The sequence below is a fragment of the Salinimicrobium gaetbulicola genome, assembly GCF_042676025.1.
Taxonomy (GTDB): domain Bacteria; phylum Bacteroidota; class Bacteroidia; order Flavobacteriales; family Flavobacteriaceae; genus Salinimicrobium; species Salinimicrobium gaetbulicola.
Window position 1 is genome coordinate 616790 of record NZ_JBHTJP010000035.1, and the last position, 25715, is coordinate 642504.

29 protein-coding genes and 2 tRNA genes are annotated in these 25715 nt (G+C 40.2%); 20 read left to right on the forward strand and 11 right to left on the reverse strand.

The features are described 5' to 3' along the window. Nucleotides 1-77: 77 nt before the first annotated feature. From ACFQ1G_RS12205 to ACFQ1G_RS12220, 4 genes are all read left to right on the forward strand, one after another. The gene (locus tag ACFQ1G_RS12205) at nucleotides 78-1007 is read left to right on the forward strand and encodes a DUF58 domain-containing protein (RefSeq protein ID WP_380739941.1); all 930 of its coding nucleotides are present in this window, start codon (nucleotides 78-80) and stop codon (nucleotides 1005-1007) included. Nucleotides 1008-1093: 86 nt separating this feature from the next. Then, nucleotides 1094-1167: transfer RNA gene (locus ACFQ1G_RS12210), tRNA-Asp, on the forward strand. A gap of 352 nt (nucleotides 1168-1519) precedes the next feature. After that, complete coding sequence (locus ACFQ1G_RS12215) at nucleotides 1520-1948, forward strand: response regulator (protein WP_380739943.1); 429 nt, start codon at nucleotides 1520-1522, stop codon at nucleotides 1946-1948. A gap of 256 nt (nucleotides 1949-2204) precedes the next feature. Then, nucleotides 2205-2630: a hypothetical protein gene (locus ACFQ1G_RS12220; RefSeq protein WP_380739945.1), complete on the forward strand. Its 426-nt coding sequence runs from the start codon at nucleotides 2205-2207 to the stop codon at nucleotides 2628-2630. Nucleotides 2631-2680: 50 nt separating this feature from the next. Here ACFQ1G_RS12220 and ACFQ1G_RS12225 read toward each other — a convergent pair whose 3' ends face one another. Continuing rightward, nucleotides 2681-3550, reverse strand: a complete 870-nt coding sequence (locus ACFQ1G_RS12225) for a YihY/virulence factor BrkB family protein (RefSeq protein WP_380739947.1) — start codon at nucleotides 3548-3550, stop codon at nucleotides 2681-2683. 148 nt (nucleotides 3551-3698) lie between these two features. Here ACFQ1G_RS12225 and ACFQ1G_RS12230 point away from each other — a divergent pair, with 148 nt between their 5' ends. Then, nucleotides 3699-4466, forward strand: a complete 768-nt coding sequence (locus tag ACFQ1G_RS12230) for an XRE family transcriptional regulator (RefSeq protein ID WP_380739949.1) — start codon at nucleotides 3699-3701, stop codon at nucleotides 4464-4466. A 75-nt stretch (nucleotides 4467-4541) separates the two neighbouring features. On the opposite strand, the gene ACFQ1G_RS12235 is transcribed toward ACFQ1G_RS12230, so the two are convergent. The 4 genes from ACFQ1G_RS12235 to ACFQ1G_RS12250 all read right to left on the reverse strand — a co-directional run bounded on the left by ACFQ1G_RS12235 (nucleotide 4542) and on the right by ACFQ1G_RS12250 (nucleotide 6234). After that, complete coding sequence (locus tag ACFQ1G_RS12235; RefSeq protein ID WP_380739951.1) at nucleotides 4542-4769, reverse strand: hypothetical protein; 228 nt, start codon at nucleotides 4767-4769, stop codon at nucleotides 4542-4544. A 58-nt stretch (nucleotides 4770-4827) separates the two neighbouring features. Next, entirely contained in the window at nucleotides 4828-5061 is a 234-nt protein-coding gene (locus ACFQ1G_RS12240) for a hypothetical protein (protein ID WP_380739952.1), read from the reverse strand. A gap of 164 nt (nucleotides 5062-5225) precedes the next feature. Continuing rightward, nucleotides 5226-5624 carry a response regulator gene (locus tag ACFQ1G_RS12245; RefSeq protein ID WP_380739954.1) on the reverse strand — a complete coding sequence of 133 codons (399 nt, stop codon included), beginning with the start codon at nucleotides 5622-5624 and terminating at the stop codon, nucleotides 5226-5228. A 106-nt stretch (nucleotides 5625-5730) separates the two neighbouring features. Then, nucleotides 5731-6234: a DUF456 domain-containing protein gene (locus tag ACFQ1G_RS12250; protein ID WP_380739956.1), complete on the reverse strand. Its 504-nt coding sequence runs from the start codon at nucleotides 6232-6234 to the stop codon at nucleotides 5731-5733. Nucleotides 6235-6365: 131 nt separating this feature from the next. Between ACFQ1G_RS12250 and ACFQ1G_RS12255 the strand changes: the two genes are divergently transcribed. The 4 genes from ACFQ1G_RS12255 (at nucleotide 6366) to ACFQ1G_RS12270 (ending at nucleotide 10278) form a co-directional block, all read left to right on the forward strand. After that, on the forward strand, nucleotides 6366-6722 hold the full coding sequence (locus tag ACFQ1G_RS12255) for a BlaI/MecI/CopY family transcriptional regulator (protein WP_380739958.1): 357 nt from the start codon (nucleotides 6366-6368) through the stop codon (nucleotides 6720-6722). A gap of 5 nt (nucleotides 6723-6727) precedes the next feature. Then, complete coding sequence (locus ACFQ1G_RS12260) at nucleotides 6728-8227, forward strand: M56 family metallopeptidase (protein ID WP_380739959.1); 1500 nt, start codon at nucleotides 6728-6730, stop codon at nucleotides 8225-8227. A 48-nt stretch (nucleotides 8228-8275) separates the two neighbouring features. Beyond that, entirely contained in the window at nucleotides 8276-9634 is a 1359-nt protein-coding gene (locus ACFQ1G_RS12265; RefSeq protein WP_380739961.1) for a TlpA family protein disulfide reductase, read from the forward strand. 167 nt (nucleotides 9635-9801) lie between these two features. Then, complete coding sequence (locus ACFQ1G_RS12270; RefSeq protein WP_380739963.1) at nucleotides 9802-10278, forward strand: hypothetical protein; 477 nt, start codon at nucleotides 9802-9804, stop codon at nucleotides 10276-10278. A 3-nt stretch (nucleotides 10279-10281) separates the two neighbouring features. Here ACFQ1G_RS12270 and ACFQ1G_RS12275 read toward each other — a convergent pair whose 3' ends face one another. The 3 genes from ACFQ1G_RS12275 to ACFQ1G_RS12285 are packed head-to-tail and all read right to left on the reverse strand — an operon-like array spanning nucleotide 10282 to nucleotide 13300. After that, nucleotides 10282-11163, reverse strand: a complete 882-nt coding sequence (locus tag ACFQ1G_RS12275) for a hypothetical protein (RefSeq protein WP_380739965.1) — start codon at nucleotides 11161-11163, stop codon at nucleotides 10282-10284. A gap of 50 nt (nucleotides 11164-11213) precedes the next feature. Next, a complete protein-coding gene (locus ACFQ1G_RS12280; RefSeq protein ID WP_380739967.1) occupies nucleotides 11214-12338 on the reverse strand; it encodes a glycosyltransferase family 2 protein in 1125 nt (374 codons plus the stop codon). Further along, nucleotides 12335-13300, reverse strand: coding sequence for a hypothetical protein (locus tag ACFQ1G_RS12285; RefSeq protein WP_380739969.1), 966 nt, complete (start codon nucleotides 13298-13300; stop codon nucleotides 12335-12337). The genes ACFQ1G_RS12280 and ACFQ1G_RS12285 overlap by 4 nt, the downstream gene beginning before the upstream one ends. A gap of 80 nt (nucleotides 13301-13380) precedes the next feature. Here ACFQ1G_RS12285 and ruvC point away from each other — a divergent pair, with 80 nt between their 5' ends. The 10 genes from ruvC (at nucleotide 13381) to ACFQ1G_RS12335 (ending at nucleotide 22339) form a co-directional block, all read left to right on the forward strand. Then, on the forward strand, nucleotides 13381-13938 hold the full coding sequence (gene ruvC / locus ACFQ1G_RS12290; protein ID WP_380739971.1) for a crossover junction endodeoxyribonuclease RuvC: 558 nt from the start codon (nucleotides 13381-13383) through the stop codon (nucleotides 13936-13938). A 34-nt stretch (nucleotides 13939-13972) separates the two neighbouring features. After that, a complete protein-coding gene (locus tag ACFQ1G_RS12295; protein ID WP_380739973.1) occupies nucleotides 13973-14326 on the forward strand; it encodes a four helix bundle protein in 354 nt (117 codons plus the stop codon). Nucleotides 14327-14343: 17 nt separating this feature from the next. After that, nucleotides 14344-15477 carry a radical SAM family heme chaperone HemW gene (gene hemW, locus ACFQ1G_RS12300; protein ID WP_380739975.1) on the forward strand — a complete coding sequence of 378 codons (1134 nt, stop codon included), beginning with the start codon at nucleotides 14344-14346 and terminating at the stop codon, nucleotides 15475-15477. 84 nt (nucleotides 15478-15561) lie between these two features. Further along, nucleotides 15562-16311, forward strand: a complete 750-nt coding sequence (locus tag ACFQ1G_RS12305; protein ID WP_380739976.1) for a cyclase family protein — start codon at nucleotides 15562-15564, stop codon at nucleotides 16309-16311. Continuing rightward, nucleotides 16308-16676 (forward strand): DUF4260 domain-containing protein, encoded by a 369-nt coding sequence (locus tag ACFQ1G_RS12310; protein ID WP_380739978.1) that lies wholly within the window; start codon nucleotides 16308-16310, stop codon nucleotides 16674-16676. Before ACFQ1G_RS12305 ends, ACFQ1G_RS12310 begins: the two co-directional genes overlap by 4 nt. Before the next feature lie 67 nt (nucleotides 16677-16743). Further along, nucleotides 16744-17106, forward strand: a complete 363-nt coding sequence (locus tag ACFQ1G_RS12315) for an MmcQ/YjbR family DNA-binding protein (RefSeq protein WP_380739980.1) — start codon at nucleotides 16744-16746, stop codon at nucleotides 17104-17106. A 3-nt stretch (nucleotides 17107-17109) separates the two neighbouring features. Further along, nucleotides 17110-18882: a MutS-related protein gene (locus ACFQ1G_RS12320; RefSeq protein ID WP_380739982.1), complete on the forward strand. Its 1773-nt coding sequence runs from the start codon at nucleotides 17110-17112 to the stop codon at nucleotides 18880-18882. A gap of 90 nt (nucleotides 18883-18972) precedes the next feature. Next, nucleotides 18973-19974, forward strand: coding sequence for a metal-dependent hydrolase (locus ACFQ1G_RS12325; protein ID WP_380739984.1), 1002 nt, complete (start codon nucleotides 18973-18975; stop codon nucleotides 19972-19974). Between the two features lie 16 nt (nucleotides 19975-19990). After that, nucleotides 19991-21712: a DUF885 domain-containing protein gene (locus tag ACFQ1G_RS12330; protein WP_380739985.1), complete on the forward strand. Its 1722-nt coding sequence runs from the start codon at nucleotides 19991-19993 to the stop codon at nucleotides 21710-21712. A 51-nt stretch (nucleotides 21713-21763) separates the two neighbouring features. Further along, a complete protein-coding gene (locus ACFQ1G_RS12335) occupies nucleotides 21764-22339 on the forward strand; it encodes a PhnA domain-containing protein (protein WP_380739987.1) in 576 nt (191 codons plus the stop codon). A 74-nt stretch (nucleotides 22340-22413) separates the two neighbouring features. Here ACFQ1G_RS12335 and ACFQ1G_RS12340 read toward each other — a convergent pair whose 3' ends face one another. Then, nucleotides 22414-23811 carry a dipeptidase gene (locus ACFQ1G_RS12340; protein WP_380739989.1) on the reverse strand — a complete coding sequence of 466 codons (1398 nt, stop codon included), beginning with the start codon at nucleotides 23809-23811 and terminating at the stop codon, nucleotides 22414-22416. 129 nt (nucleotides 23812-23940) lie between these two features. On the opposite strand from ACFQ1G_RS12340, the gene ACFQ1G_RS12345 reads away from it, so the two are divergent. Then, nucleotides 23941-24022, forward strand: a tRNA-Leu gene (locus ACFQ1G_RS12345). 195 nt (nucleotides 24023-24217) lie between these two features. Here ACFQ1G_RS12345 and ACFQ1G_RS12350 read toward each other — a convergent pair. Together ACFQ1G_RS12350 and ACFQ1G_RS12355 are read right to left on the reverse strand one after the other, a co-directional pair. Beyond that, nucleotides 24218-24859: a hypothetical protein gene (locus ACFQ1G_RS12350; protein ID WP_380739991.1), complete on the reverse strand. Its 642-nt coding sequence runs from the start codon at nucleotides 24857-24859 to the stop codon at nucleotides 24218-24220. A 99-nt stretch (nucleotides 24860-24958) separates the two neighbouring features. Continuing rightward, nucleotides 24959-25663: an SIMPL domain-containing protein gene (locus tag ACFQ1G_RS12355; RefSeq protein WP_380739993.1), complete on the reverse strand. Its 705-nt coding sequence runs from the start codon at nucleotides 25661-25663 to the stop codon at nucleotides 24959-24961. Between the last annotated feature and the right edge of the window lie 52 nt (nucleotides 25664-25715).

The following is a 25715-nucleotide window of genomic DNA, read 5'->3' on the forward strand; positions in this document are numbered from 1 at the left end:
GTTTAAAAGTCCGGCGTTGAGCCGGACTTTTTTTATGCCGGAATTTCTGTAACTTGTTAAGAAAATTTCTTTTAAAGATGGATCTGGAGAAGGAGGTACATAAGGCAGGAGGTTTCATGAACCTGGATCTTCTAGCAAAGCAAGTTGTAGAAGGTTTTATTTCCGGACTTCATAAAAGTCCTTTCCACGGCTTCTCTGCAGAATTTGCAGAACACAAGGTTTATAATAATGGAGAAAGTACCCGGCATATAGATTGGAAGCTATTTGCTAAAACAGATAAGTTATTTACACGGCGCTATGAGGAAGAAACAAATCTTAGGTGTCACCTTATTATAGACAACTCTTCTTCCATGCATTATCCCTACTTAAAACATCAATCTCTTTCCGCTTTGAATAAGATTGGATTTTCGGCTCTGGCATCAGCCTGTATTATGCAGCTATTGAAAAAGCAACGTGATGCAGTTGGTTTAAGTATTTACAGTGATGAGTATGATTTTTATGCTCCTGAAAAAGGGAGTGAGCGTCATCGCAGGATGCTACTTCATAAATTAGATGAGGTGGTGCAGGGTAATGAGACTTCAACAAGCACCAAAACATATACTTATTTACATCAAATAGCTGAAAAATTACGAAGGCGTTCGCTCATTTTTCTTTTTACCGATATGTTTCAGACAGATGTAGAAGAGGAAAAGTTATTCGAGGCATTGAGACACCTTGCGTACAATAAACATGAATTGGTCCTGTTCCATGTAATAGATAAGGAAAAGGAACTCGATTTTAAATTTGGCGACCGGCCCATGCGTTTCACAGATGTCGAATCTGGAGAAAAGTTAGATCTGTATGCAGAAAATATTAAAGATGATTATGCAAGGATCATGGAAAAATACTTCTCAGATCTTAAATTAAAGTGCGGGCAATACGGGATCAAGTATGTATCGGCCGATGTGAAGGAAAATTTTGAAAAAATTATTTCTACATATTTGGTTGAACGTCAAAAGTTTGTGTGAGGAGTAAAAAAAACATGCAAATTATTTCAAAAAAACATTTGGCAAAGTGAAATTCTGCTGTATATTTGCACTCGCAATAAAGCAACGGTCTGGTAGTTCAGTTGGTTAGAATACCTGCCTGTCACGCAGGGGGTCGCGAGTTCGAGTCTCGTCCAGACCGCAAAATTGCAAAAAAGCTTCTCTAAACGAGGAGCTTTTTTTGGCAGTAAAGATTAGTTGTGTTGTTTGTGGTAAATCGTTGATTTACCTGGGTTTAGAAGTAAACCAATGAGAAGCTTTTCCTGTTTTCAGGGAGGGCTTTTTTGTTTTGTGATATTCCTAAAGGTATTAGAACCGGCATAAAGTTCCATATTCTTCCTTTTTGAATATGATAGGTTCTGAAATTTTAGCGGGTGTTATTTTTCTTTATTGTATCTTAAGCTGCTGTTTGGTACAGTATATTGAACTTTCTGTGCGGTATGTTCATAAATTGATAACGATTTTAGGTTTTTGATAGCTAATCATGTGTAGTAATGATGAAACGAATTAATCATTATATAATAATAGATGACGATCCAACGAACAATTTTATTTGTGAGACCGTTATCAAAAGGCTTGATTCTTCAGCGGTAGTATTAATATTTGAAGATCCTGAGAAAGCAATCGTCAAAATTCTTGATATGTATAGTACGTCAAGAGCCTATCTGCCTACAATACTTTTGCTGGATATTAATATGCCTACCATGAATGGCTGGGAATTCCTTGACGTATTCAAGACTTTTACCGACGTTTTAAAAGAGCAATTCGAGATCTATATTTTAAGTTCTTCTACGGAAGATTTTTCCTCTAAGAAAAGAGAGTATTCTTTTATTTCAGATTTTCTCCAAAAGCCTTTTACCCAAGCCTCTCTGGAAAAAGTGATTTCCGAAACTTCCATTTCATACCCTAAAGGAGGATCTTAAGCCCTGAACGTTTTGGTTTAGGAACAATTGAGTTTCGGTTGTATTCAAATATTAAGTAAGAAAATTACCCTATGTTGATTTAAATCAAGGTGGAATGCCTGGTAACTAGCTCACTTTAAAGAATTTAACTTTTCGTATAGTCAAACGGAGTAGTCCGGAAGTATCTTTGAAAATCTGAATTTAGGATTTTCCTATGTTCATTTCTAATGTCCCGCATCTTAATCGACCTATATTAAAATCAAAACCCTTACTTATTATGAAAACAAAAATTATGTGCTTATCCGGAATCTTTATGATGGCGGTTTCTTTTTGCGTTCATGCGCAAACTACTCAGAATCCTGTAAAGCCAATGATCGTTCAAACCATGTATCTAAATCCGGGACCTGATGCTGAAGGAATTAATTTAGATTCTCTTTTAACGGTTTATAAAAAGAATATTATAGATCCTAATCAACAAATCAAGAGTTCCAAAATTCTTTCTCACTGGTGGGGCGCAGATAGCAGAGAAATATTAATGATCTATGAATTGGGAAGTTTTGGATCTGTGGTTGAGACTTTTGAAAGACAGAATGAATTAGTGGAGGAGTATGTTAAGGATAACCCACAGTTTTTAGAGCAGTGGCAAACTGTAATGTCCAATTCTCATCATGGGGATGAGATCTATCGCATCATTGCAGAATGATCAATAATTCAATTTAAAAGCAGAAAGGCCCTTAATAGGGCTTTTTTGGTTTACTTACGGAGTTGCGCGTATTTTTCAATTTCAGAGTTTAACTCAGCCCCAAAGAGTATTATAAAGCTTGTTAGGAACATCCATAATAACATAACTACTACGGCTGATATTGAGCCGTAGACTTCACCGTAACTTCCAAAATTACTCACATAAAATGAAAACCCCCAGGATGCGATCAACCATAAAAGGGTTGCTAGCAATGCTCCGGGAAAAACCCATCTGAATTTTGGGGTCTTCTTATAGGGCGCGTGTTTGTACACCTCCCCCAGGAACCATATTAAAATTGCTGCAAGCAGCAGCCATCGGCCATATCCAATTAAATTCTCAATTCCAGAAGGTAAGCCGATCAGGCCTACCAGGGCCGGAAATACTACAATCAAGATCATGCTGATGATTAATAGCAGGATAGCACCTAATGTGAAAGACAGCGTGAGGGCATTTTGTTTCAGGAATCCTCGCTGATTCACGGTGTCGTAAGCGATGTCTACCCCGGTGAAAAGAGATTTGGTTCCTTTATTGGCACTCCATAAGCTAAAAAGAATACCGATAGCCATGCTCCATCCGAGGGCAGATTCCGGAGTGCTTACAAGTTTCTCCAACTGCGTTTTAAGAATTTCATATGCCTCCTGGGGCATCATCCCTGAAATCTGTGATAATTGGTCCTGTATGCTTTGAGGGTCCATTGCGAGGCCATAAATAGAAACCAGAGCGGCAATCGCCGGGAAAACTGCTAGAAATGAATAAAAGGCTACTCCGGCGGAAATGATAGAAACATTGTTCTCACTTATTTCTTTGAGAACTCTTTTTAGGATTGTTTTCCAACCTGAAAATTTGATTTTTGATGGCGATGCTAGGATATGTTGATCCATAATGGAATTTAAACGAGGTTCTCTCTAATTTAAAGATTCTAGTGCGTTTGATTTTGGAATCACCTATTAAACAATTGTTAATCGTGAAAATATCATGGAGTTATTCCAAATTTATGCGGAAAAATTCCCAAATTGAGTATATTTGGATATGGGAACAGATGTATCAATAGAAGTAAAACGCTTTAAGCAGGTTAGGGAAGAAAATAACTTCACCCAGGCAGAGTTTGCATCCTTGTTGGGAATCAATAATTCCACTGCAGATATAGAGCGCGGAAGGACAAAACTTTCAGGAAAGGTCATTGCAGAACTATTAAAGCAATTTGGGATCAATCCGTTGTGGCTTTTTGGAGAAAGTAATCAGAAACATTTACAGGTCAGTAAAGGGGATGTAAGCCCTAAGGTGATCAGCTTGAATTCTTCCGAAAACGAAAATATTGTATTGGTAAATGTAAAAGCGGCTGCCGGTTATCCGCACAATGTGCAGGATGTTGACTGGTACCAGCAATTACCGGCTTTTGATATGCCTTTACCTGAATTCAGAAATGCTACACATCGCGGTTTTCAAATCGAGGGAGATAGTATGCTGCCAAATTTCAGGCCGGGGGAGTGGGTCCTGGGAAAAGGAGTTCCTTCCATAGAAGAGGCCAGCAATAATCGTGTATATGTAGTGGTTCTCTATGACTCTGTCCTGGTAAAGAAACTTCAGAAGTTGCCTGATCCTTCTAAGGTGTTATTGATCTCCTTAAATGAGGAATATTTACCTATCGAAGTAAATGTAAATGACATACAGGAGTTATGGCAGGTGAACAGTAAGCTTACTTTTAATCTGGATACCCCTTCAGAAAGTGGTTTACTGAAACAATTGCAGCAATCTATGGAAGAACTTAAAAGTGAGTTCAAAACCTTTAAACAATAAAAAAACGGCCTGATAAAGTCAGGCCGTTTCTCAAGATCTGTGATCTTGAAATTGGTTGGTTAAAGTATTATGATATTATAGGTCGTCTGCTGCATCTTCCATTTCTTCAGCTTCTTCCTCCATTTCGTCTGCCATGTCTTCCATTTCATCTTCCATATCGTCCTCCATGTCATCAGACATTCCATTTTCCTCCATCATTTCCATGTCATCCATGTCGTCTGCTTCTTTTTCTGTATCTCTACAAGAAATAAAAGAAGTACTTACGGTAAAAAGCAATGCGAATAATAAAACTAATTTTTTCATCTTTTAAGGTTTTAGGGTTAGTGCCTTTTTACAGGCTTTATAATTTTGGACCCGGGGTTTAATTATCATCCCCGATTTCGTCAATTTCTTCGTTGATTTCCTTATTTACTTCTTTGTCAACTTCCTTAGCTGTTCGCTCAAGAATGCCTTCTCTTTCTTCAGGCTCTTCTACTTTTTCAACTTCTACTTTTTCAACTTCACGCACAACTTCTTTTTCTTTAACGGTGTCGCGACAGGAAGTCAATAAAAATGATCCGAAAATCAATAAAACGAACACTTTTGAAATTCTCATAGATTTGGTTTTAATGTTTCTAATCAGCCAATTTATAAAATCCTTTTTCTGGCACGGTTGTATTTAATAAAAATTTAATAACTAATGTCAACGGTTATTTAATTTACATGAAAAAAAGTGGAATTTTTCATATAATATTTAGATAAGCAGTAATTTGATTGAAACTAATACGGGTTTAAAAGATATTGCACCTTATTGTGTAAATGCTCACATGCCTCCTTGGAAAGAGGCTTTTCTAAATAGTCTATTACCTGGGGATAATTTTCAGCTTTTTTGCGGTCACTTGAATTTATTGAAGAGGTGACCATGGCAACATAAACATTTTTGTCGCATTTTTCAGAAGTAATTCTGTCCAAAAAATCCCAGCCATTCATGGAAGGCATGTTTATGTCGAGAAGTACCAGGATAGGATCCGGTGATTGCCTGTCACATAAATACGAAAATGCTTCAAAGGCATTATCAAAGCAATGTAGGGGTGAAGGAAGCTGACTTTTTTCAACCAGAATCTTATGTAGGAAGAGGACGACTGCATCGTCATCTATAATTACAATATCGGTGTTCATGTGTAGGGCGAACTATATAAGACCAGGGGCTTCAGTTTGCCAGAAGCCTCATATTTATTTGGATCTAAAGATAAAAAAATATTAAACCGGGTCAAGAATAATAGTTTTAAATAGCGAAAATATCACTTCTGAGCTCCCAGATCTTGAAAATGAACAATAGAAGATAGATTACGGTGACCACAAATTCCATAAAGCTGGACGCTAAAAGGCCTATAAATGATCCGGAAGCTGCTTTCAGGGCCGTGCGGGAATCAGATTTATTTATGATCTCTCCAATATAGGCTCCAACAAACGGACCTATTAAAATGGCAAAGGGAATAGGTGTGAAGATCCCAATTACTAATCCTAAACTGGCTCCTATCATCCCAAATTTACTTCCGCCAAGATATTTCGTGCCCAACGCGGGAATAGCATACTGTAAAGCGAAAATGATAAGAGTTATTAATAAAGTTATCCCAAGGAACGTATAATTCATTGGAATGGCTGTTGTGAAGTGTAATAGCAGAAGTCCTGCCCAGCTTAAAGGTATGCCGGGGAGCATTGGTAGAAAGCTTCCCAGTACACCTACTATTATTAATACACCGGCCAGAATAATTAAAATAAGATCCATATCTAAAATTTGCCGGAAGATAGCAAAATAGATGAAAATCAACTTTTAAACTAAATCCTTAGTTTAACTAAAAATTTAGTTTATATTTGTGTTACTCCTATCATTCTGGTAGTCAGTAAAAATGAATTCTTATGAAACAGTTGACCAAAGCAGAAGAAGAGATCATGCAGATCCTTTGGGATCTTAAAGAAGCAAATGTGGCATTAGTGATAGATCAGATGCCAGATCCCAAACCGGCATACAATACAGTTTCTACTATTATTCGCATTCTGGAGACCAAAAATTTCGTGGATCACCGAAAAGAAGGAAAGGGGTATGTATATTTTCCTGTGATCCAAAAAGAAGTTTACACAGATCAAAGCGTTAATAAACTTATAGATAATTACTTCAATGGTTCCTTCAAAAGCATGGTTTCCTTTTTTATGAAGAAGAACAAAATGGATACTAAAGAACTGGAGGCAATTTTAAAGGAAATGAATAAAAAGTAATCCTGATGACACAGTATATTCTACAATTAATTCTATTTCAACTGGTATTTTTACTGGTCTATGAGTTCTTGTTGAAGAAAGAGACCTTTTTTAATTACAACAGAGCCTATTTATTGCTTACTACTGTATTAGCCGGAATTCTGCCTTTTCTGAAATTCGGATTTTTGCGGGAAGCAATTCCTGCGGAAGCGATGGTTATGTTACCTGAAGTCGTAATTGGCGAAAGTAATAAGCTGATCTCCACCTCTTCTTCAGCGGCAATCGAAAATTCATTTGAAGTGAGCTGGTGGTTAGTTACTTATTTAGGAGGAGTAATGGTAAGCCTTATTCTATTTCTTGTAAAATTCCGAAGCCTTCTAAAGTTGTATAGATTTAAGTCAATAAGGCTTAATGAGAATACCCGCCTGGTAGAAGTGCCTGATTCTACAATAGCGTGTACTTTCTATAATACCATCTTTTTAGGAGACAAGATCAAAGAAGAAAGAGACCAAATTCTTTCTCATGAACTGGTGCATGTCAAGCAAAAACATACCGTGGACCTGCTATTTTTTGAGATTCTGAAAATAGTAATTTGGTTCAATCCGCTTATTTACATATACCAGTCCCTGATCTCAACCTTGCATGAATTCATCGCCGATGCCGGAGTTGTCAAAAAAGTTGAAAAGCAAGAATATTTTCAGCAACTGTTAAACACAGCATTCAATACAAGGGATATTTCATTCATCAATCAATTTTTTAATCATTCAATCATCAAAAAACGAATAATCATGTTACAAAAATCAAGATCAACAGGTATTTCAAAATTCAAGTTTTTAATCATTGTGCCGCTAATGCTGGCTATGCTCACTTATGTCTCCTGTGCACAGGAGAATAGCGTAAGTGTAAGTGAAAATGATTTGGATCCAACTGCAGGTTCAGGAGTGCTTTCTATAAAAGTTACCGATCTTAAAAATCAGACTTCGGAAGAAAAATCAAAAGTGGAAACTGCTGTAGCCACTTTAAAAGCCGGCGACGTCTATGAAAAAGTATTGATCACCGATGGAGTGAAAACCATTGAATTTACGATCGATCCTGACACCGGGAAAGAAAGAATTATGGTTAAGAACAATTCCGGCGAAAAATCCTCGGTCAAAGGAACATCCAAAGATCTGGTTGCTTTCAGTGAAATAAATGAGGTGCCGGTTTATCCCGGTTGTGAAGGGCTGACTACCAATGAAGATCGAAAAGCATGTTTCTCTGAGAACATCGCTGCTCATGTAAGTTCGAATTTCAATATTAAAATTGGGAAAGAACTGGGGCTTACCAGTATAAACAGAGTGTTTGTACAGTTCAAAATAAATATTGACGGAAGTATTGAGGTCGTAAAAGCGAATGCTCCCCATGAGGCTCTTGAGGCAGAAGCCGTACGGGTGGTTAATGAACTGCCGCAGATGAAGCCTGGTAAAAATAATGGGGAAGAGGTCGCAGTGCTTTATACCCTTCCAATTTCGTTTGTAGTAAACTAAACAACAATAAAGGTCGAAGAAAGTCTTCGGCCTTTTATAATTTCTAGAATGAGATATTTTTATTTTTTTATTTCGCTTTTGGTCTTTACTTCCTGTCAGCAAGAAGATGCACCTTCCCGCGTAATTATTTCCGGAAATCTCGGTGATGTTAACGCTGATTCGATAACACTTCAGACTAATCGTGAGTTGAAATTTTATGATCAACCAATTATTTCCGAAGAATTGAAAATTCAGGAAAATAAATCTTTTAGAGATACCCTTGAACTGCCCGCAGGACATTACGTTCTGGAAGCAGGAGATATTAAACGCAGCCTCTATCTTAAACCGGGTTATGATATTCACCTGAACTTTGAGAATTCAGAAATGGAAATTTCAGGAAATGGGGATAAGGAGAACCAATATTTGCAAGCCAGGGAGAATTTGAAAGAAAAATTAAGAGGCTATAATTCTTATCAGTATTACTCTAAACTCCCGGAAGAGAAATTTTTAAAATCCGTCGACTCTATTGAAACTCTCAATTTAGAGTTGATCGCTGAATATGAAGGAATAGATAACCGGCTGAAAACTACCGAAAAGAACTGGGTAAAAGTTGCCAGAGTTGATAAACTTAGAATGTACCCTTTAGCCCGGGCACGTTTCGTAGATCCAACCTACATCCCTTCTCCGGGGTATCCTGATGCCTGGGAAGGCGTAGATGTTAATGACGAAAAACTATTGGACGTGAGCCTCTTCGCGATGCTTATGTTAACCTCCAGTGGTAAGGAGGCAAAAGAACTGGGAATGGAACGTTGGGAATATATATTTTCTGATGATTATCCTGTTAAGAACGCAAAAATTAAACAGGAAATTCTCTACCTCGCCGGACTGTATACCATGTCTAGCTTTAACAATGTAGATGAATTTCACGCCAAAGCCAGGTCTGTGATCACCAATGACAAAAAGTGGGCGGTAATAGACCAGAAATTTAAAGATGTCACTCGTTTAGAGAAGGGCAGGCCGGCACCTGAGTTTGAGTTGAAGAATATGCAGGGAAAAAATATTTCACTTGAGGATCTAAAAGGCAATATCGTGTATCTTGATTTTTGGGCTAGCTGGTGCAGGCCGTGTATCGAAGAAATGCCGGCTTTTAAAAAACTTCAGAATGAATTCGCCTCGAGTAATATTAAGTTTGTCTCAATCGGGATTGAAAGTAAAAAGGAGAGCTTGGAAAAATTGATCGAGGCTCAAGGCCTGGAAGGAATTCACCTTTTTGACCCGGATAAGGAAGAGGACCTTAAAAAAAGGTATAATGTGGAAGGCATTCCTCATTATGTTCTTATTGACACCGACGGAAAAATGATCGAGAAAAGGGCAAAAAGACCTTCAGATCCTGCCTTAAAAACCCAACTTTCAGAACTTTTGAATTAATCTTCATTAAATCTCATTTATTTAAAAAGATCCGGAATTTACCCTGTTGTAATTCCGGATCTTCCATTTTAAGAGGGGAGATTTATAGATCCTGTTATTCACAGGCTAACCGGCTTGAGATTAAGCTCTTTTTCACTATTTTTGAATCTCACAGTCAGTTAACCTGCATGAAGAAAACTTTACTTTTTGTTTTTTTATTAAGCCTGACCTCCTGCGAATATTTCGAGACCCGAAAGGTCACTTCAGAAGAGATCCTTTCTGAAGAGACAAAGGAACTTAACTGGCAGGAAGTTGACCAGTACCCGGCCTTCGAGGAATGCAGGGAAGTGCTGGAATCTGATGCCGCAAAGGCTTGCTTCGGAAATAAGGTAGCCAGTTATTTTTATGCCCGGTTAGAATCAAAACAACCGGTGGTTACTGAAGCCCTGAACGATACCCTGTATCTATATCTGAAAATTTCCGAAAAAGGGATTCCCGCGATCGATTCTATGGAAGTAGATTCTTTGGTAGTTGCTCAACTCCCGGAGATCAGGTCCTGGCTTACCCAAAGTGTAGATTCCTTACCTAAGATCTACCCGGCAACAAAAAGAGGAATTCCTGTAGTGACTACTTTCAAAATGCCGATCGTTATCCAGGCGGAATAAGGTTTATAAATTGAATTTATAACCGATCGTAAAATCTATGGGGAAGCTGCCATTACTGTCCAGCACCAGGGAGACGATGTCGTTGTAACTAAAAGTTATGTAACTGGCCTCTGTGACCCTGTAATCGGTGCCAATCCCAAAACTTAAAGGCGCCTTAAATGAAAGTCCGCTATCATGATTTACAGCTACCACGTTTCCGGTTTCATCCAGGATGTCTAACTGGTCTTCAGAGTAAATGAAAGTTGCCAGTTCAGCGTCGATATGAATATCAAACTTCTCAAATATCAAGGGTCTAAATCGGTAGTTTATGGAAAATTGGGTAGAGCCGTAGTGGTAATCATCTCTTTTAAATGATTGCCTAAGCTGAAGAAAAGCGGCATGCCTTCTGGCAAGATTAGGGTCGTAGAACTCGAATTCCAAACCGAGTATGGGCGCGATCTTGTTTTCGGGATTTTCAGTGTACCTGTTATTCGATAATCCCGTAAAAAGGCTCAGGCGGTGCTTTATGTTTGCTGTTGCGGCATTATACGAATACTCTTCCTGCACCAGTGCGTTATAACGGTTCACAAAATGTTTCAGACTGTAAAGAAGAAATTTTACATCGCGGGTATCTATCTCGGCATCACTAGTAAAATCGGCTAACTGGGCTTTGAACTCTTCCTGGTTCACCCCTTCGACCTCAGAATTTTTAAGCTCCGCCATTCTTTTATACTTCTGAATGAAATAACGGTAATCCTGATCTTTCTGGGCCCAATAAAGGCTTAAAGTTCCTTTCACTTCTCTTTTAAGACTTAAGGTGTCACCTTCTATAATAAAGACTTCCTGTGCCGAAATCGAACCGGTAAAAAGTAATAAAACAATAAAAAGAATCTCTATTCTTCGCATTTCTAGGGGTGTGTGTTATTAAAGATACTAAAAAATTATCTCCGGAAATCTTATTTTTTGAAGCGGCGACCCTTCCAGGAATAACCTGAAAAGAGAGATAGAACAGCGATAAAGCTGCTCAAAAACGGGTAGATCAAACTGCACCAAAAATAATTTTTGAGAACTTTTTCTCTCTCAAAAAAACGAGCGCAATTGTAAATAAGTATAAAATCTATATTAAACTTTAATAGGAACGGGAAGAGCAAGAGAGCAGGAGAGATCTTTTCAAGCAATACTCCAACCATAGTTAAAACCAGGATCAGGTTCATTGAAAGAACGATTAACCCCACAAATTTTCCGAAAAAGTTATTGTACGCGGAGGTTTTTGCTGCCCAACGTATGCGTTGAGCGATAAGGCTACTCCAGTTGGGTTGAGCCTGGGTGGTAACGATCGCCGACTTGCTTTTCAAAAATGCTGTTTTCAAGCCCTCTTTTCTGAACTTTTCCAGGAGGAAGATATCGTCCCCGCTGGCTATTTTTTCATTCCCTTTAAAGCCATTCACTTCCTCAAAAGCCTTTTTCTCGTAACAGAAATTTGCCCCATTGCTCATAAAAGGCAGGTCAACACCAAATCCGCCGATGGTGGCCCCTTGCAGGCTGAAGACGTCAATTTCCTGAAATGAAGCAAGAAATCCTTTTGATGGAGAGATCTTTACAGGCCCCGCGATCATTTTTGCGTTCCATTCTACGATCGCGGAATTGAATTCCTGCAGCCAGGCTTCAGGAACCGTGCAGTCTGCATCGGTAGTAATAATATACTCGTGTTTCGCTTTTTTGATGGCAGTGGTGATCGCGTCTTTTTTCGGGCTTCCGAAGGTTCGGTTATTCTGAAGTAGTGTAAGTTCCAACTTCAGATTTTCCTCTATGAACTTATTGCACAATTCTTCCGAAGCATCTTCGGATGCATCATTGACCAAAATTATCTCAAATAATTCCGCGGGGTAGTTCAGGTTCTTAAGAGAATAAAAGAGAGGGGAGAGGTTATTAGCTTCATTTCTGAAGGGGATGATGACCGAAAAACGGGTTTTTGGAGGATGCACATTTCCGAAGAAATCCTGAGTTTTGGAAAAGCCATACAGTAAAAATAAGATCAGGAAAACGTAGGCAAGACTGACTAAAATGATCAGGATGCTCATGCTTTGACCGGTCTTGTCTTTTTATACTTGAGTACAAAATAACTTCCAAAGACCCCCGGAATGGCGAAATTCAGGATCCAGACCGTCAGGACGATGCTTAAGATCACGATCTGCGGCACATCCAGTAGGCCAAAGATCCACACCGCGAAACCTCCTTTAATAAGGGCGTCAAAAATGATCATGGTAGGTATGATGCTCGCCAGGATATAGGTGCTGAAAACCGCCGCGATCAACAACGGGTAAGAAACTTCCACCTGGAAGACCAGCAGTAAAAAATAGAACTGGTGCGTGAAGATCAGGTAACGGGCGCTGGCATAGATGAGCGTATTCCAGCGAATATTTTCGGGTACGTTGAAAAATGAGTCCTCCAGGCGTTGAATGGAATACCCCTTCAACCTGATCCTGAACTTTTTCATGATCCAGTAAATAAGGAAAGGAGAGATCAAAAGTCCGCTCACTAATACAACATTGATCAGCGGTAATGGCAGGTCCAAAGAGGTGATAAGGAAGAGTAATCCTGCGATTCCGAAGAAATAAGTAGCGAAAAGCTGTGCCATATTTCCCATAAAATTCAGGAAGATGATCTTTCTCCAGTTACTGCGGGCGTAATACAGGCATTTGGCGCCATACTCCCCGATTCGGCTGGGCGTGAAAATGGCCGCGGTAAATGAAGCCAGGCTCTCCCGCATCGCACTTTTAAATGACTGTCTTCTCACGCTGCTGCTGAGGGTTTGCCATTTCAGGATCTCAAAATACCAGTTGAAAAAGGTCAGCGCGCATAAAATAAGAATATTCGTGATCGAGAAAACCCTGTATTTAAAAAGGATCTCAAGGAATTGCTGGAGATTCATTTTCTCGTCGGAAGTGATCTTGTACCAAATAAAATACACTGCTGCCGAAACCACCAGGACCTTGAGAGCGAGTGACAATAATTGATTAGCTTTGTGCGATGTGATCCGCATAGATTTTTTTAGGGAGGTAATTGCTGCTTTCCTTTGAAATATCGATATTTTAGGAACTGTCTTGCAATAATACGAAGCTTTTGAATACCGAAAAAATCATTTTAGGCATTGACCCGGGAACCACCATCATGGGGTTTGGCCTTATCAAGGTGGTGAACAAGAAAATGTCTTTTTTGCAACTCAATGAACTGCAGCTGCAAAAATATGATGATCATTATGTGAAACTCAAGCTCATTTTTGAGCGTACCATTGAGTTGATAGATACCTGGCATCCGGATGAGATCGCTATTGAAGCTCCTTTCTTCGGAAAGAACGTGCAATCTATGTTGAAGCTGGGTCGCGCACAGGGAGTAGCGATGGCAGCTGGACTGAGCAGGGAAGTGCCGGTTACCGAATACTCCCCGAAAAAGATAAAAATGGCCATCACCGGAAACGGAAATGCCAGTAAGGAACAGGTGGCAAAAATGCTTCAGAGCTTACTTTCTCTAAAGACCCTCCCGAAGAACCTCGATGCCACCGACGGACTCGCAGCGGCGGTTTGTCATTTCTACAATTCCGGAAAAGTGGTGGCCGGGAAAAGCTATACCGGATGGGAAGCTTTTGTGAAACAAAATGCCGAAAAGGTCAATAAACAATGATCAATTAGCAATAAACAATTAAGACAATGGAGTTATGGAGGGAAAAGAAAATGTTCTGGAGAATAAGTCTTATCAGTTTGCTTTAAATGTTGTCAAACTTTATAAAGAGCTGGTAATTAATAAGGAATATGTACTTTCTCAACAGTTTTTGAAATCCGGAACTTCTATTGGCGCAAATGTTGCAGAAGCAAATGGTGCAATCTCCACCGCAGACTTTTCGGCAAAAGTATCCATCGCTTATAAAGAAAGTCTTGAGTGTAAATATTGGTTAAAGCTGCTAAAAGATTCTGGTTATATAAAGAAAGAAGATTTTCAAAATTTATTTGAACAGTCAGATGAATTATCAAGGATCCTTTTCTCAATTTTAAAAAAGACCCGAATAAAATAGGTTAAGATCTCCCGCTCATGGCAGGTATTTATATACATATTCCATTTTGCAAACAGGCCTGTCACTACTGTGATTTCCATTTTTCGACTTCGGTGAAAAAGAAGCCGGCCATGGTTGACGCACTGTGTAAGGAGCTAACGCTTCGGAAAAATGAGGTTTCAGAACCTGTAGAGACCATCTATTTTGGTGGCGGGACTCCGTCCCTTCTGGAAAAGAAAGAGCTAGAGCAGATCTTTAAGGTGATCTACGACACTTATTCAGTAGTTGCGAAGGCAGAAATTACCCTGGAAGCCAACCCAGATGATCTTTCCGAAGAAAAAATAAAAATGCTGGCTGCTTCTCCCATAAACCGTTTAAGTATTGGGGTGCAGTCCTTTTTTGAGAAAGACCTAAAGTTGATGAACCGGGCGCACAATGAAAAGGAAGCGCTCGATTGCATTCAGCTTGCGAAGAAATATTTCGATAATATTTCCATCGATCTTATTTACGGTATTCCGGGAATGAGCAATGAACGCTGGAAAGAAAACCTTCAAATTGCATTAGATCTTGAGGTGCCGCATATTTCCAGCTACGCGCTTACCGTTGAACCGCGCACCGCATTAAAAAGCATGATCGAAAAAGGCAAGATCGCGCCGGTGGATGAAGACCTGGCGAGGCAGCAATACGAGATCATGATCGAGGTCCTGGAAAAGGCCGGATTTGATAATTATGAATTTTCCAATTTCGGAAAACCTGGATACTTTTCTCAAAACAATACCGCCTACTGGTTTGGTAAACCCTACCTGGGAATTGGTCCCTCGGCCCATTCATTTGATGGCCGGAAAAGAAGCTGGAATGTAAGCAACAATACGTTGTATATCAAATCTCTTGAAAAAGACGAATTGCCGGCCGAAGTGGAAAACCTTAATGAGAATGACCGGTACAACGAATATGTGATGACCCGCCTTCGTACCAAATGGGGTATTTCCATTTCAGAAGTGGAAAGCAGGTTTGGCGCACCTGTCAAAGATTATTTGCTGCAGGAGGCAAAAAGTTTGTTGGAAAAAGGACTTTTAGAGCAGAAAGCTGATACTATAAAGGTCTCGAAAAAAGGGAAATTCCTGAGTGACGGGATCGCGGCAGAATTGTTTTTGGTAGATTTGGAATTGTAACTCTAAAAAGCGTCATCAACTGATGTTTTTTGGTCTTTCTGAAGAAGATATGATAAAATTAAATCTGCAGCTTACAACTTAACCATGATAGCAAAGATCCAGTATAAAGATCGGGAGTTTGAGATCGATCTGTCCAAACCATTCGATATTTCACTTTCTTTAAGAGGTGACGACAGAAATCCAATTGCCTGGTATCTCAAAGCTCCAAAAATAGAGCCGGTGCGTGAGGGAAACTGGATAGGAAAAGTGAGTGAAGGAGCATCGACCAATTTCAATAATGTTTATTTCAATCCGCATGGGCACGCCACACATACCGAATGCGTAGGCCATATCACACCCGAATTTCACAGCATCAATGAAAGCTTGAAAACCTTCTTTTTTCAAGCGAAACTGATATCCATTTCACCTGAAGCGATCGGCGAGGATGAGGTGATCACAAAAGAGGCTGTTCAGGATCTTTTAAAACCTAATGAGGTGGAAGCCCTGGTAATTCGAACCCTCCCCAATACCATCGCGAAACGAAGTAAGAAATATTCTCACACCAATCCTCCTTATCTGGAAGAAGCTGCTGCAAAATATATCAGGGAGTGCGGAGTGGAACATTTGCTGGTAGACCTGCCTTCTGTAGACAAAGAAAAGGATGAAGGGAAATTGCTGGCTCATAAGGCATTTTGGAATTATCCTAAAAACACCCGTTTTGAAGCTACTATTACCGAGCTGGTCTATGTGCCTTCAAAAGTGGAAGACGGAACGTATTTTCTGAACCTTCAGCCTGCTTCCTTTGAAAATGATGCCGCGCCTTCAAAGCCTGTACTTTATAAAATCGAAAAATGAATTTGACTTTAAAATTGGAAGAGCTGGCTATGCTCTTACTGGGAATGTTTTTGTTCCAATTTCTTGAATATGACTGGTGGATCTTTGCCGCCCTGTTCTTTGTGCCAGATGTTGGTATGCTGGGTTATCTCTTCGGAAATAGAATTGGCGCTGCCTCCTATAATTTCTTTCACCATAAAGGATTGGCTGTCCTGCTATACATTCTCGGATTAAATCTATCTTCTCCGGAATTACAACTTGCAGGCCTGGTTCTGTTCTCTCACGCCTCTTTCGACAGGCTGCTGGGTTACGGACTTAAATATGAACAAGGCTTTAAATTCACTCATCTTGGTAAAATTGGAAAGGCTTCAAAAGCTACAGAGTGATCCTGATTTCTGAAACTTCTGAGTATCTTTGAGGAAACCCTTTAATAAAGGTTTAAAGATCAAAGTTATGGATATAGAATCCTTCAGGTTGTACTGTCTCGCTAAAAAAGGAGTCACAGAGGAATTTCCTTTTGATGAGAAAACCCTTGTGTTTAAAGTGATGAATAAGATGTTCGCTTTATGTGGGTTAGAGCGTATACCTCTTCAGATCGCTTTAAAATGTGATCCTGAGCGGGCGATCGAATTGCGGGAAGAGTATGACGGCCTTATTACCGGGGCTTATCATATGAATAAAACTCACTGGAATTCCCTGGTCGTTGAAATGTTGCCTCCAGGTCTGGTCAGGGAATTGATCGACCACTCCTATGACCTGATCGTAAAAAGCCTTCCGAAAAAAGTACAGGAAGAATTAAAAAATATTGAAAACTGATTAATGAGCGATCCCCGAAGTTTTTACAAAACCCAAATTGAAAAATATAGTACACACTTAAGTACAGCCTCCAAAAAACTGGCTTTTTCCAGCCTGTTGAGATTACTGGTCTTCCTCGTAATGGCCTACCTGGTCTATCATTTCTTCGGAAACAGCAGTGTGATTACGGCGACCCTTGTTATAGGGATCGCGATCTTTTTATTTCTTGTTTCCAGGCATTCAGATCTAAGATACGAGCGCGATAAATACCGGGAGCTAATTAAGATCAATGAAAATGAACTGGAAGTGCTCGACCGGAAGTTTCTGCATTTGCCAGACGGTTCAGAATTTGAAGATCCATTGCACCCTTTTAGTCAGGATATTGATCTCTTCGGAAGGGCTTCCTTTTTTCAGTATTTGAACAGAACAGCACTGGTTGAAGGTAAGCAGGTGCTTGCCCAGATGTTATTGTCCAACAACATAGACAAGATCGAGAGGAAGCAGGAAGCTGCTAAGGAGCTTGGTGAAAAAGCTGACTGGCGACAAAATTTTTCGGCACTGGCAACCCTTGTGAAAACCGAAACACGAACGGGGACCATCCTCAACTGGCTGAAGAATTACAAAACATTTGTTCCAAAGGTTATGAAATGGTTGCCTTTTGCATTTTCGATCCTCTCCGGAATTGTTATCGCTGCTTATTATTTTAACCTCATAGGCGGAATTGAATTGGGACTTTGGTTTTTTACAGGGCTTGGCATTACCGGGATCTACTTAAAAAAGATCAGCCTGTTGTCTTCCAGTGTGAGCAAAGTGCAGGATACTTTTCACCAGTATTATCAATTGCTATCTCTTATAGAAAACACCGAATTTTCTTCAGAATTATTAAAAGAGAAAAAACAATTGATCTATTCTGAAAAGCAGAAGGCATCTGCTACTCTAAGAAAATTTTCCAAAGCCATTGACGCCCTTGATCAGCGAAACAATATGATCTTTGGAATTTTTGGGAACGGATTTTTGCTTTGGGATTTGCGACAATCATATAAACTGGAAACCTGGATAAGAGAAAATTCTGAAAGTGTTGAAAAATGGTTTAACGCCATCGAATTTTTAGATGCCTATAATACCCTGGGGAACTTCGCCTTTAACCATCCCAAATATGTGTTCCCTGATATAAACCATGATTCCCATATTGCCGAAGCCACTCAGCTGGCTCATCCTTTGCTGGATCCTGAAAAAAGGATCGCCAATGATTTTTCCATTGAAAAGGAGCAGTTCTTTATCATTACCGGGGCAAACATGGCAGGGAAAAGTACCTTTTTGAGAACCGTAAGTTTACAGATCCTGATGGCCAATGTAGGTTTACCGGTTTGTGGAGCTTCCTGCAGATACTCTCCCATTAAACTTATCACCAGCATGAGGACTACAGATTCTCTTACAGACGATGAATCTTATTTCTTTTCAGAACTAAAACGCCTGAAATATATCGTAGAAGAGATCAAGACCGATAAGTATTTTATCATTTTAGACGAGATCCTCAAAGGCACGAACAGTACAGACAAAGCCATAGGCTCCCGGAAATTTATTGAAAAGCTGGTGAGATCTAGATCCACCGGGATCATTGCTACTCATGACCTGAGCCTCTGCGAAGTGACCGAAGTGTTGCCTCAGGTGAAGAATTATTATTTTGACGCCGAGATCATCAATGACGAGCTGAACTTTGATTATCGCTTCAAAAAAGGAATTTGTCAAAATATGAACGCTTCATTCCTGCTGAAGAAAATGGAAATTGTAGATTGACGTGGTGAGTAAAAAGATGACAGTGGGACAGAGGAAGGTGTACGGGAAACCTTGGAATTTGAAATTTGAAAAATTGGAATTTGTGCAGGCATGGATAGTTTAACGCAAATAGTATTAGGCGCGGCAGTCGGCGAAGCGGTGCTGGGGAAAAAGGTCGGGAATAAGGCTATGTTATATGGCGCCATTGCCGGCACTATCCCAGATCTTGATGCGCTGGCTTCCCAATTTACAGATACCATTTCGGCGATCGAGATACATCGGGGCTTTACTCATTCTATTGTTTTTTCCGTTCTTGCCGCGCCTGTGTTCGGCTTCCTGATCTCCAAACTGGAAATGAGATCTCTAGCTAACTGGAAAGACTGGTCCTGGCTTATGTTCTGGGGGCTTTTCACACATCCCATCCTGGATTCCTTTACCACCTGGGGTACCCAACTGTTCTGGCCTTTAGAAACCAGGCTTGCTTTTAAAAGTGTATTTGTGATCGATCCCTTATACACCCTTCCTTTTTTGATCTTTTTGATCCTGGCGATGCGGCATAAAAGAGGGTCAGAAAAGCGTTTCAGGTATAATAAGTTGGGTCTTTTAATAAGTACAGCATATTTGGTGCTAGGCCTTATTTTTAAAGGGATCGCCCATAATAATTTTGAACATAGCCTGGAGCGGCAGGGCATTTTTTATGAACGCATTGATACCCGTCCTTCTCCCTTGAACACCATTTTATGGTCTGCCAATGTCGAGGCTGAAGACGCTTTCCTGTTGGGTTATTATTCATTTTTTGACACTCAGATGATACGTTTTGAGGTGGTTCCTAAAAATCATGATTACCTCGGAAGGCTAAAAGATGACAAAAACGTGCAGCGGTTGATCGAAATATCCAAAGGATGGTATACGATCACCCAAAAAGATGGTGATCTTTATTTCAATGATCTGCGCTTCGGAAAACTGAATCCTTCGAATCCCGATTCAAATTTTGCCTTCAGCTATAAACTGGTGCCCGATGGAGATACTATTCGAGCCGAAGAAGTAGAAAAACGACCAGATAACGCTAAAAAAATATTAGTTGATCTTTGGGAAAGGCTCAAAGGAAATTAACTTCAAAAATCATCTTATGAAACTACATTTTCGTCTGCTGTTACTTCTAAATCTGGTAATTTTTCCACAGTTGTCAGCACAGGAGGTTTCGGCGAAACTGGACTCTATTATTCAGATGGTTCAGGATCATGAAGGTTATGATAAAGAGGAATTCCCTTTGGGATTGTATTCCGAAGAATATTATAAAAAAGAAGCCGACTTTGCCCGGCAACAATTAAAAGAACTGGAAAAGGTAAGTTCTGAAGGCCTTTCGGAAACCCAACAGATCTCAATGGAGTTGTTGAGGTATAAGTTGCAGGAAACAATTGACTTTTATGAGTATGAAGCCTATTTGAATCCGCTGCTTTCAGATTCAGGATTTCATGTGAGCTTGCCATATCAGGTTCGCGAACTGAGTACTTATAAGCAGGTGCGTGATTATTTGAACAAGCTCAATGCGCTCCCGAAGTATGTAGATCAACACTTGAAGTTGCTCAGGAAAGGTATCAAAAAAGGAATTATTCAGCCAAAAGTGATCTTTGAGGGCTATGAGTCGACCTATAACGATCAGATAGTCGATGATCCTAAGAAGAGTTACTATTATTCCCCATTTCTGGACCTTCCCAAAACCCTTACCGCTTCACAAAAGGATTCAGTATTAATTGTTGCTGAAAAAGCCATTTCTGAGAAGGTTGTTCCCCAATTCCGCAGGATAAAAAATTTCTTTGAAACCGAGTATCTTCCTGCAACCCGCGAATCGATCGGAGTTTCTGAAATTTCCGGCGGTAGAGAATATTATCAAAACAGGTTGAATTATTATACTACCCTGGATCTTTCCGCAGAAGAGATCCATGAAATGGGGTTAAAGGAAGTGGCGAGGATCAAATCTGAAATGGAAATGATCATTGAGGAAGTGGAATTTGACGGAAGCTTTGAAGACTTCATTCATTTTCTGCGTACAGATGAGCAGTTCTATGCGAAGAGCGGGCAGGAATTATTAAAGGAAGCCCGTGATATTTCAAAACGCATAGATGCTCAGCTTCCGAAGTATTTCAAAAAATTACCCAGACAACCATATGGGGTAGCGCCGGTGCCCGATGCCATCGCGCCAAAGTACACGACCGGCAGATATATTGGTTCTTCTGAAGATACCCAGCCCGGTTATTACTGGGTGAATACTTACAACCTTTCAAACAGGCCGTTGTACGTGCTTCCTGCCCTTACGGCGCACGAAGCGGTACCCGGTCATCATTTACAGATTTCCCTGAACAAGGAGCTGGGTGACAGTATCCCAAAATTCAGAAGAGGCTTCTATTTATCGGCTTTTGGAGAGGGATGGGGTTTATACTCTGAATCATTAGCCGAAGAAATGGGAATTTATACTACGCCTTATGAGCGCTTCGGAAAACTTACTTATGAGCAATGGCGCGCCTGTAGATTGGTGGTTGATACCGGGATACATGCTATGGGGTGGACTCGTGAGCAGGCTGTTAATTTCCTGAAGGAAAACACCGCACTGGCCATGCACAATATCAATACCGAAGTTGACAGGTACATTTCCTGGCCCGGACAGGCAGTTTCTTATAAGATAGGGGAGATGAAAATTCAGGAATTGAGAAAGAAAGCTGAAGCCGCTTTGGGAACCGATTTCAAGGTGAGAGATTTTCATGAGATCATTCTGGAGCAGGGAACGGTGACTCTGCCTATCATGGAAAAAAGGGTGAACAGCTATATTGAAAGTGAATTGTCTAATGAATAGTCGGCTGCAAACCGATAAGGAAGTATCTTTACGACTTAAATAAATGTCCCCATGAGCCTAGAACAAGAATTATTTCAAAGAAGCGGATCCCAGTGTGAACTTTGTGGTGCCAAGGAAGACCTGGTGGTTTTTGAAGTGCCAGATTCACCTGCAACTGCAGAAAATCATATTTTAATTTGCGGCACCTGCAAAGAACAGATCGAAGATCCTGAAAAAGTTGATCCTAATCACTGGCGTTGTTTGAACGACAGTATGTGGAGCACTGTGCCTGCTGTGCAGGTTATGGCCTGGCGCATGCTGAACAGGCTGCGTGGAGAAGGCTGGCCACAGGACCTGTTGGATATGATGTATATGGAAGAGGACCAAATGGAGTGGGCAAAAGCAGGACAGGCTTCTTCTGAACCTGCAGGTGGTGTGATCCATAAAGACAGCAATGGTGTCACCATAGAAGCCGGAGACACGGTAGTTTTGATAAAGGATCTGAATGTGAAAGGTTCCAGTATGGTTGCAAAAAGAGGAACTGCCGTAAGAAGGGTTTCCCTGGTTCATGATAACGCTGAACAAATTGAAGGAAAAGTTGACGGTCAGCAGATCGTGATCCTTACCAAGTTTGTGAAGAAGATGTAAGCATAAAGCACCATAATAATAAAAAAACCTCCTGGTCAAGGAGGTTTTTTACTTTAAATTAAGTGTCTCAAATGCTATTTTTGAGCCTGCTTCAGTTTTGTGAAATGCTTATAGAAAAGCGGAATGGTCTCAATTCCCTTCAGGTAATTCCAGATCCCAAAATGTTCGTTAGGAGAGTGGATCGCGTCCGTATCCAGCCCGAATCCCATTAAAATGGTCTTGCTCTGTAATTCCTTTTCAAAAAGGGCCACAATGGGTATGCTTCCTCCACTGTGCTGCGGAATTGGAGCTTTTCCAAAAGCTTCTGTATAGGCATCATTAGCCGCCTGGTATTCTAAAGTGTCGATTGGCGTCACATATGCCTGACCTCCGTGATGGGTGTTCACATTTACTTTCACACTCTTGGGGGCGATCTTTTCAAAATGATCCTTGAAAAGGGCACTGATCTCTTTCCAGTCCTGGTCAGATACCAGGCGCATGGAGATCTTCGCGTATGCTTTTGACGGCAATACGGTTTTGGCGCCTTCTCCCGTGTAACCTCCCCAGATCCCGTTCACGTCTAAAGTAGGCCTGATAGACGCTCGTTCCAGCGTTGAAAAACCTTTTTCCCCGTGCACGTCTTCAATGTTCAGTTTTTTCTTGTAGTCTTCCAGATCGAAAGGAGCCTCGGCCATTTTAGCGCGCTCCGCATCGGTGTATTCGTTTACATTATCATAGAACCCGGGAATAGTGATATGGTTGTTCTCGTTCTGCAGGGACGCGATCATATTGCACAGGATGTTGATAGGGTTGGCAACCGCGCCTCCGTAAAGTCCGCTGTGAAGGTCGCGGTTTGGCCCGGTCACTTCCACTTCCATATAACTTAATCCTCTTAGCCCTGTGGTGATAGAAGGAGTGTCCTTGGCGATCATGCCGGTGTCACTAATTAGGATCACGTCGTTCTTCAGTTTTTCCTTGTTGCGTTCAATGAACCAGCTCAGGTTTTCACTTCCTACTTCTTCCTCGCCTTCGATCATGAATTTCACATTGCACGGAAGTTTGTCATTCTTGGTCATGTATTCCAGCGCTTTCACGTGCATGTACATTTGTCCCTTATCGTCACAGGCTCCGCGGGCAAAAATGGCCCCTTCGGGGTGTGTTTTGGTTTCTTTGATCACCGGCTCGAATGGCGGACTGTCCCAAAGATTTACAGGATCTGGCGGTTGCACATCATAATGACCGTAAACCAGTACTGTTGGCAGGTTAGGATCGATGATCTTCTCTCCAAATACCACCGGATGGCCGGGAGTTTCGTTGATTTCGGCCAGGTCGCAGCCGGCTTCGAGTAAACTTTTTTTCACCGCTTCGGCAGTGGTGAGCATGTCTTTTTTGTAATTTGAATCGGCGCTTATTGATGGAATCTTCAGCAGCTCAATGAGTTCGTCAATGAACCGCTGTTTATTTTCTTCCACATATGTTTTGGTGTCTTTCATATTGGTCATTTTTGAAGTTGAGTAAAGGTAAGAAATTTGAAAATTTTTTTCTTCTCTATTTGATATTTCAAAGTATTGCTTATATTTGCATCCGCTTACAACAAGTAAGTGGATTTATTGAAAAATCAAGCGGGCGTGGTGGAATTGGTAGACACGCTAGACTTAGGATCTAGTGCCTCGCGGTGTGAGAGTTCGAGTCTCTCCGCCCGCACAAAAGCCGAAGATTTCTCTTCGGCTTTTTTGTTTTTGGGCATTCCCTGAAAGATCTTCTGATTCAATCTGCTGAAAGTATCCGGTAATTTAAAGTTGACCGGCCACAAGATATTCCACATTTATAAATCGAAATGAATTGATAATACCCAGCTCCATGCTAAACTCCCGGTCAAAGGTGAAAATGCAACTGATTCTAATTCTTGATCAAATCACCGACAAGCGTCTCGTTTAATTGCAAATTGCGGTTTGTAACTGTTGTTAACCTTTGGCTGTGGTTCTTTAGGTTAAATATTCTTATAATACATTTATTAACAGGGGCTTTGTTCCATTTTAAATCAAATTCAATTTCTTTATATTCAAATTTATTGAAAAGCTGTTTTAGCTCATATCGATCTTCCGAATACAATTTATCAAATAGGGATTCGTCAAAGCATTGTTCTACAAGCACAAAGTATTTCTCAGCATCCTTATTTTTTAATAAATCAAATTTTTCAATATCCTTTCTCCAGTTTATAAATTGTTCTTTTTCTCCATTATTCCAACTATCCTTTCCATTTTTATCCAATCTTCGGGGATCATTAATTGCTTTTGAATACCGGGCAGTTTTTATTTCCATCCAGGATTCGGATTTCGAATTTTCCCAAAAAACCAAATCACATTCCACCTCTGAATTCTTGTCATAATTTCTTTCGGCTGCAACTACATAACCCTGGTTTCGTAAAGAACAATAAATACTTGATCTTATTTGTTCTTCTTTTAGTAATCTCTCATTGGCTCTGCTGTTTATTGATTGCAAGTCAAACTTCAGGTCACTAAAGATTTGTTCTATGTTCATATTTTTAAATTAGGATTGAGGTTTGGTGTATAGCAAGTGGGTCGAGCAGGAGACGCGGTCCCGATAGCCAGGGATTGGCGGGTTAGACCTGATTCATTTTTAGTCAATTCCAAATTTTACGGTTACTTCACTTGCTACTTTGATGGGCTTGAACTCAATTGCAGGTGGTTCATATTCATGCTTGCTCTTATTTGAGTATCCCATTACTACCACTTCTTGCAATTCCCCGTTGAAAGTATTGTAGCTTTCATAGGATTTATCTGAGATATGGATTGCACGGGTTATTTTCTGGTTCAACGGAGCCACTAAAAAGTCTGCCTGTTCTTTTGCTTTTTTGACCGCTTTTGATCTAAGTTCAAGTTTTAATTCCTCGATTTTGGAATATTCGGTCCTATCCAGGTTGACATTTGAAATTCCAATTTCTTCCAGTCCAACTAATACCTTCCCGGCTGTTTGAGAATCAAAGACCTTTAATTCATATGCCTTATCTTTCATTATATCTTTTTGCTTCAGAAAGTATTTTTTGAAATTACTGGCCAGGTCGGTCAGGGTTAATTGTTCTTCGGTGTCAATGCCGAGGGATCTTAATTTCTGGATCATTTTCGTTTCCATCTCTTCCACGGAAACTCTATTACGTTCATCCTTCTCCCTGATAAGGATGTCCAAATAGATAATGTCAGGTTTTATGAGCGTATCTACTTTAGCGGCGGTTTCAAGATAAGGCTGGTCGATAAAATTCTTGGTTTGTCCGAAAGTTAAATTTCCACAGAAAATAAGTCCGATAAGCAGGTAAAATTTCTTCATGAAGTTAGGTTTTTAGGGTGGATGTTTCTGGTATAGATTTGGTTAATTATTT

Coding starts and splice junctions, on each gene's coding strand:
- ACFQ1G_RS12205 (WP_380739941.1), top strand. CDS start 78: ATGGATCTGGAGAAGGAGGTACATAAGGCAGGAGGTTTCATGAACCTG.
- ACFQ1G_RS12215 (WP_380739943.1), top strand. CDS start 1,520: ATGATGAAACGAATTAATCATTATATAATAATAGATGACGATCCAACG.
- ACFQ1G_RS12220 (WP_380739945.1), top strand. CDS start 2,205: ATGAAAACAAAAATTATGTGCTTATCCGGAATCTTTATGATGGCGGTT.
- ACFQ1G_RS12225 (WP_380739947.1), bottom strand. CDS start 3,550: ATGGATCAACATATCCTAGCATCGCCATCAAAAATCAAATTTTCAGGT.
- ACFQ1G_RS12230 (WP_380739949.1), top strand. CDS start 3,699: ATGGGAACAGATGTATCAATAGAAGTAAAACGCTTTAAGCAGGTTAGG.
- ACFQ1G_RS12235 (WP_380739951.1), bottom strand. CDS start 4,769: ATGAAAAAATTAGTTTTATTATTCGCATTGCTTTTTACCGTAAGTACT.
- ACFQ1G_RS12240 (WP_380739952.1), bottom strand. CDS start 5,061: ATGAGAATTTCAAAAGTGTTCGTTTTATTGATTTTCGGATCATTTTTA.
- ACFQ1G_RS12245 (WP_380739954.1), bottom strand. CDS start 5,624: ATGAACACCGATATTGTAATTATAGATGACGATGCAGTCGTCCTCTTC.
- ACFQ1G_RS12250 (WP_380739956.1), bottom strand. CDS start 6,234: ATGGATCTTATTTTAATTATTCTGGCCGGTGTATTAATAATAGTAGGT.
- ACFQ1G_RS12255 (WP_380739958.1), top strand. CDS start 6,366: ATGAAACAGTTGACCAAAGCAGAAGAAGAGATCATGCAGATCCTTTGG.
- ACFQ1G_RS12260 (WP_380739959.1), top strand. CDS start 6,728: ATGACACAGTATATTCTACAATTAATTCTATTTCAACTGGTATTTTTA.
- ACFQ1G_RS12265 (WP_380739961.1), top strand. CDS start 8,276: ATGAGATATTTTTATTTTTTTATTTCGCTTTTGGTCTTTACTTCCTGT.
- ACFQ1G_RS12270 (WP_380739963.1), top strand. CDS start 9,802: ATGAAGAAAACTTTACTTTTTGTTTTTTTATTAAGCCTGACCTCCTGC.
- ACFQ1G_RS12275 (WP_380739965.1), bottom strand. CDS start 11,163: ATGCGAAGAATAGAGATTCTTTTTATTGTTTTATTACTTTTTACCGGT.
- ACFQ1G_RS12280 (WP_380739967.1), bottom strand. CDS start 12,338: ATGAGCATCCTGATCATTTTAGTCAGTCTTGCCTACGTTTTCCTGATC.
- ACFQ1G_RS12285 (WP_380739969.1), bottom strand. CDS start 13,300: ATGCGGATCACATCGCACAAAGCTAATCAATTATTGTCACTCGCTCTC.
- ACFQ1G_RS12295 (WP_380739973.1), top strand. CDS start 13,973: ATGGAGGGAAAAGAAAATGTTCTGGAGAATAAGTCTTATCAGTTTGCT.
- hemW (WP_380739975.1), top strand. CDS start 14,344: ATGGCAGGTATTTATATACATATTCCATTTTGCAAACAGGCCTGTCAC.
- ACFQ1G_RS12305 (WP_380739976.1), top strand. CDS start 15,562: ATGATAGCAAAGATCCAGTATAAAGATCGGGAGTTTGAGATCGATCTG.
- ACFQ1G_RS12310 (WP_380739978.1), top strand. CDS start 16,308: ATGAATTTGACTTTAAAATTGGAAGAGCTGGCTATGCTCTTACTGGGA.
- ACFQ1G_RS12315 (WP_380739980.1), top strand. CDS start 16,744: ATGGATATAGAATCCTTCAGGTTGTACTGTCTCGCTAAAAAAGGAGTC.
- ACFQ1G_RS12320 (WP_380739982.1), top strand. CDS start 17,110: ATGAGCGATCCCCGAAGTTTTTACAAAACCCAAATTGAAAAATATAGT.
- ACFQ1G_RS12325 (WP_380739984.1), top strand. CDS start 18,973: ATGGATAGTTTAACGCAAATAGTATTAGGCGCGGCAGTCGGCGAAGCG.
- ACFQ1G_RS12330 (WP_380739985.1), top strand. CDS start 19,991: ATGAAACTACATTTTCGTCTGCTGTTACTTCTAAATCTGGTAATTTTT.
- ACFQ1G_RS12335 (WP_380739987.1), top strand. CDS start 21,764: ATGAGCCTAGAACAAGAATTATTTCAAAGAAGCGGATCCCAGTGTGAA.
- ACFQ1G_RS12340 (WP_380739989.1), bottom strand. CDS start 23,811: ATGAAAGACACCAAAACATATGTGGAAGAAAATAAACAGCGGTTCATT.
- ACFQ1G_RS12350 (WP_380739991.1), bottom strand. CDS start 24,859: ATGAACATAGAACAAATCTTTAGTGACCTGAAGTTTGACTTGCAATCA.
- ACFQ1G_RS12355 (WP_380739993.1), bottom strand. CDS start 25,663: ATGAAGAAATTTTACCTGCTTATCGGACTTATTTTCTGTGGAAATTTA.